The 5,377-nt window shown below is 38.2% G+C and carries 4 protein-coding genes; 2 read left to right on the plus strand and 2 right to left on the minus strand.

The window, feature by feature from the left end; translation table 11 throughout:
- On the minus strand, positions 1 to 2,635 hold a 2,635-nt coding region (locus tag RMN97_RS06240), incomplete at its 3' end, for an Ig-like domain-containing protein (RefSeq protein ID WP_309613660.1).
- A gap of 299 nt (positions 2,636 to 2,934) precedes the next feature.
- Between RMN97_RS06240 and RMN97_RS06245 the strand changes: the two genes are divergently transcribed.
- Positions 2,935 to 3,633 carry a hypothetical protein gene (locus RMN97_RS06245; protein ID WP_309613661.1) on the plus strand — a complete coding sequence of 233 codons (699 nt, stop codon included), beginning with the start codon at positions 2,935 to 2,937 and terminating at the stop codon, positions 3,631 to 3,633.
- Between the two features lie 3 nt (positions 3,634 to 3,636).
- Positions 3,637 to 4,992, plus strand: coding sequence for a Mur ligase family protein (murC, locus tag RMN97_RS06250; RefSeq protein WP_309613662.1), 1,356 nt, complete (start codon positions 3,637 to 3,639; stop codon positions 4,990 to 4,992).
- Here the strand turns inward: murC and RMN97_RS06255 are convergent.
- A partial coding sequence (locus tag RMN97_RS06255; protein WP_309613663.1) for a DUF1287 domain-containing protein occupies positions 4,985 to 5,377 on the minus strand: 393 nt, incomplete at its 5' end. The genes murC and RMN97_RS06255 overlap by 8 nt on opposite strands.

Below are 5,377 nucleotides of genomic sequence, written 5' to 3' on the forward strand. Positions count from 1 at the left end.
CTGCATCGCCAGTCACGATTGGGCTTATTGTTAAAGTTGATGATGTCGCACCCGAAATAGCTCCACCATCAGTTAAAGCAGTTGCACCTTTGTACCACTGAAAAGAAATGCCGGAACCAGTAGCAGTAACAAAAAATGATGCAGTATTACCGGTACATATAGTTTGTGTAGCAACAGGCTGAGAAGTTATGGTAACTTTTTCAATTACTATCAACTCAGCATTAGCCGAAGTTGCTGCAGGGGAACAAGTTCCGCTTACAACACAATTATAATTTGCTGATGCATCGCCTATAGTAACCGGATTTATAGTTAGAGTAGAGCTTGTTGCACCCGAAATTGAACCAACATTACTTAAAGCAGTAGCACCATTATACCATTGGTAGGTCAGTCCTGCGCCAGTAGCATTTACTGAAAAGCTAACCGAACTTCCTGAACAAATAGTTTGTGTGGCAAGTGGTTGTAAACTTATTGCCGGTAATGCCAAAACATTTACCGCATTGGTTGTTATACTGCAATTCGTAGTTGAATCGGTATAAGTAAAAGTTGGGCTTCCAACAGCCACACCAGTCACAAGACCAGTATTATCAATAGTTGCCAAAGCGTTATCACTGCTAGTCCAGGTTCCTCCTGAATTTGGCGTTAATTGAGCTGTATTTCCAATACATACGCTAGCTGGAGATGAAACAACCGGAAGTGCAGTTACGGTTATTGTTCCAGTAGCATTTACGCTTCCGCAACCTCCCGTTAAAGGAATAGAGTAGTTAAAAGTTCCAGAAGCTGTTGGGGTTCCGCTAATAGTAATCGTATTTGAGGCCCATGCTGCTGATACACCTGCTGGTAAACCTGTCGGCGAACCAATTCCAGTTGCTCCTGTAGTAGTATGTGTAATAGAAGAAACTAAAGCGGTATTTATACAAAGTGTTGGCGTGGAAGAAGCTGCTCCAACTGTATCCGCTGCAGTTACGGTTATTGTTCCAGTAGCATTTACGCTTCCACAACCTCCCGTTAAAGGAATAGAGTAGTTAAAAGTTCCAGAAGCTGTTGGTGTTCCGCTAATAGTAATCGTATTTGATGCCCAATTAGCTGTTACTCCCGATGGTAAACCTGTTGCCGTGCCAATTCCGGTTGCTCCTGTAGTAGTATGTGTAATAGAGGAAACTAAAGCGGTATCTATACAGAGTGTTGGTATAGAAGAAGCTGCTCCAGCTGTATTCGCTGCAGTTACGGTTATCGTTCCAGTAGCATTTACGCTACCACAACCTCCCGTTAAAGTAATAGAGTAGTTAAAAGTTCCAGAAGCTGTTGGGGTTCCGCTAATAGTAATCGTATTTGATGCCCAATTAGCTGTTACTCCCGATGGTAAGCCTGTTGCCGTGCCAATTCCTGTTGCTCCTGTAGTAGAATGTGTAATAGATGAAACCAAACCAGTATTGATACACAATGTCGGTGTTGAAGATGCTGCACCTGCTGTATTTAATGCTGTAGGTGTAAAATTACCTGCGCTGGTGGCTGTACCACCCGGCACAGTAACCGTAATTTTTCCGGTGGATACTCCCGAAGGGACAACGGCTGTAATTTGAGTTGCACTATTTACTACAAATGAGGCAGCGGCACTACCATTAAAACCAACTGCAGTGGCTCCTGTAAAATTAGTCCCTGTAATGACAACATTTTCTCCGGCACAGGCAGTTGTAGGAGTGAAACTTGTTATGGTAGGTGCGACATGGGTTACACAAATGGTAAAGGCATTTGCAGTTAGGTCTCCATTATTGTCATGCACTTGAATTTTATAGGTTTGTCCAATGGTTAAGCCATTGAGTGTCAATGTTTCTATTCCGCCGTCAACAAGATTTTGCACACAATTTCCACCAGTCGGTCTTGTGGTTGTTCCACAGGTAGTTAAAGCACCAATTACAGCGTCAAAACCTGAAATGCCATCTACGGTTACTACATGACTAGTTGATACAGCAGTAAATTGATACCAGACTGCATTTTCAGTACCGTTTGTACAATCACCTGTCTCATTATTATCTGTAGCGCCAATTGTAGAACCCGTAGTAGTTGTACAAGATGTGTTTGATGTTAAGGTTGTTGCTCCGGCACAAATATCATTGTCAATAGTTACACACAAACTGGTTAAGAACATATTGCCATCACTCCCGACGTTTACAACTTTAACATAATAAATTCCATTGTTTAGTGTGGTATTTATTGTTTCTGTTTGTGCACTATTACCTCCAAAGGAATTAGCACAAGCGATTTGGGCTAATCCTGCACAAGCACTTGTAGATGAAATTAATTGTAAATATAAATTTCTGTTCGTCGATATTGCGGCTATGGTTACAGTCAAAGGACCACCAGTTACTGTAAAAGTGTACCAAGCCTCTCGGTTAAATGTTGCGGCACAGCTGCCACCAATATTGGGTATGTCTTGAGCAATGTCACCAACATTGTCATTAGTTCTACAACCACCAATGGTTATTGAAGTCGCAGTCGCACAAGTTGTGCCTTGTGCATAGACTCCTGTAAAATTTCCTGGGAAAAGAGTGAGCGTAGCTAGAAGTAGGATATATTTTTGTTTCAAAAATAATTCTAGTAGAAATTCGGTTTTCTGTGATAAGTAGTTTTTCTTCATTGGGCGATGAAATTTTAACTATTAATGATAATACAAATTTATACTACCTTTTGAGTAGCCAATAATTTTTCGGACACACTACTTTAAAAATCGATAAAGTGCATTTTTTTTAAATATTTTTCAACAAGTTGTTTATAAGCATCTGTTTTTCAATAATATGTGAATTTTGCAACAGTGCATTTCAACGAAGGAAATGAACCTTTCATGGATAAAATTGGAATAAATAAAACCTTAAAATTTCGCTCAATCTTAACAAATTGTATTTCAAGAAATAGGTATTAATAGCTTACATTTGTTTTATGAAAGTTTCTGTCACATTTTTACTTTTTTTACCCATGATGCTCTTTTCTCAAACAAATTTTGAGAAAGCAGAAAAGTTATTTAATCAAGAAAAATATACTGAGGCAAAACCTATTTTCGAAAGCATTTTTAAAGAAAATCCAAATCAATTAAAAACGATAGAGTATTTGGGTGATATTGCCAGTAATTTAAAAGATTGGGATAAAGCGGCTTTTTATTATGAAAAACTAAAAACTCTAAAACCCAATGAAGCAGATTATTATTTCAAGTACGGTGGAGCATTAGGAATGAAAGCGCAAACAGGTGGAAAATGGGTGGCTATCAGACTGATTGGCGCCATGAAAGGCGCATTTGAAAAAGCATTAGTTCTTAATCCAAATCATATTCAAGCACGATGGGCTATGATAGAATATTATCTTCAGTTACCAGCTTTTGCTGGTGGTAGCGAAAGAAAAGCACAACGCTATTCGAATGAATTATTTAAACTCTCACCCGTCGATGGATATCTTTCCAAGGCACATATCGATGAATATTTTAAAAGATATATAAGTGCAGAAAAAAATTACATAAAAGCTATTGAAGTTGGTGGCTCTAAAAACTCCTATCATCGCTTAGCCGAATTATATAGAGATAAATTACATCAACCCGAAAAAGCATTACGAGTTCTACAAGCATACCAAGAAAAAATCAAATCATAAAACATGCGTACACATTTCATAGCCATTGGAGGCGCAGCTATGCACAATCTTGCCTTAGCATTACACAATAAAGGATATCAAGTTACCGGAAGCGATGATGCCATATTTGAACCTTCCAAATCAAGATTAGAAAAAAAAGGATTATTACCAACAGAATTTGGCTGGTTTCCTGAAAAAATAACTTCCGATATCGAAGCCATTATCCTCGGAATGCACGCCAAAGCAGACAATCCTGAATTGTTGAAAGCACAGGAATTAGGATTGAAAATTTATTCGTATCCCGAGTTTTTACATGAACAATCTAAAAATAAAACCCGAGTTGTCATTGGCGGTTCACATGGAAAAACAACCATTACTTCCATGATTTTGCATGTGATGCATTATCACAATATCGAAGTTGATTATATGGTTGGCGCGCAATTGGAAGGTTTTGAAACCATGGTTCATTTGACGCATGAAAATGATTTTATTGTTTTAGAAGGCGACGAATATTTATCATCTCCAATAGACAGAAGACCAAAATTTCATTTGTACCAACCTAATATCGCTTTACTTTCGGGGATTGCTTGGGATCATATTAATGTATTTCCAACGTTTGAGAATTATGTGGAGCAATTTGAAATCTTTGTTAACCAAATAACCAAAGGCGGAATTTTAGTCTACAACGAAGAAGACGAAACCGTAAAAAAAGTAGCCGAAGAAACGACTAATACCATCAGAAGGTTACCTTATACAACGCCAAGTTATTCTGTTGAAGACGGAACCACTTTATTAGACACACCAGAAGGACCAATGCCAATTGAAGTTTTTGGTGCACACAATCTCAACAATCTGTCTGGTGCCAAATGGATTTGCCAAAACATGGGCGTTGATGAAGCCGATTTCTACGAAGCTATTGCCAGTTTTAAAGGTGCTTCTAAACGTTTGGAAAAAATAGCCGAAGGCAAAGGCAAAGTCGCTTACAAAGATTTCGCGCATTCACCAAGTAAAGTTTCGGCAACGACCAAAGCTGTAAAAGCACAATATCCAAACCGAAAATTAGTAGCTTGTTTGGAACTTCACACTTACAGTAGTTTGAATGCTGAATTCTTAAAAGAATACGAAGGCGCTCTCGATGCTGCAGATGTTGCCCTGGTTTTTTATTCGCCCGATGCGGTGAAGATTAAGCAACTGGAAGAAGTGAGTTATGACCAAATTGCACAATCTTTCAAACGCAATGATTTGATTATTTATACTAATCCGGTGGAGTTTAAAGACTTCCTTTTTAATTACGATTTGAATAATTCGGCATTGCTTTTAATGAGTTCAGGAAATTATGGCGGATTGAATTTTGATGAGGTTAAACAACTAATCAATTAGTATATTTAAAATGTCCGACTATTTTCCAATCGAATAGACAGTCTTCTAAAACTTGTCCGCCGCCAACATTATGAACAATCATCAGTCGCTTTCCGTCTGGTGATTTTTTGTTAGTGATAATTCCGATGTGAGGATATTTATTGGCAATCATCCAAGTAATTAATTCGCCCGTTTTATAATCATTTGCATCATCTGTAACGGATAATTTTTCTCCTTTTCTGCCGAAGAAAACTTCTAAGTTAGGAACTCGTCTGTGGTCAATGTTGGTGTCGGTCGAATGCAATCCCCATTTTTTGATGTTTGGATAAAGAGAAAAATTTTTCACCATGTCTTCATGCACTTCCTTTTGCAAATCAATTCCAAGTTTTCGGTAAGCCCGAATGAC

This window comes from Flavobacterium sp., assembly GCF_031381455.1.
Classification (GTDB): Bacteria; Bacteroidota; Bacteroidia; order Flavobacteriales; family Flavobacteriaceae; genus Flavobacterium.

Bases quoted from the DNA above. Each gene is read 5' to 3' on its own strand.
- RMN97_RS06245 (WP_309613661.1), top strand. From the start codon at position 2,935: ATGAAAGTTTCTGTCACATTTTTACTTTTTTTACCCATGATGCTCTTT.
- murC (WP_309613662.1), top strand. From the start codon at position 3,637: ATGCGTACACATTTCATAGCCATTGGAGGCGCAGCTATGCACAATCTT.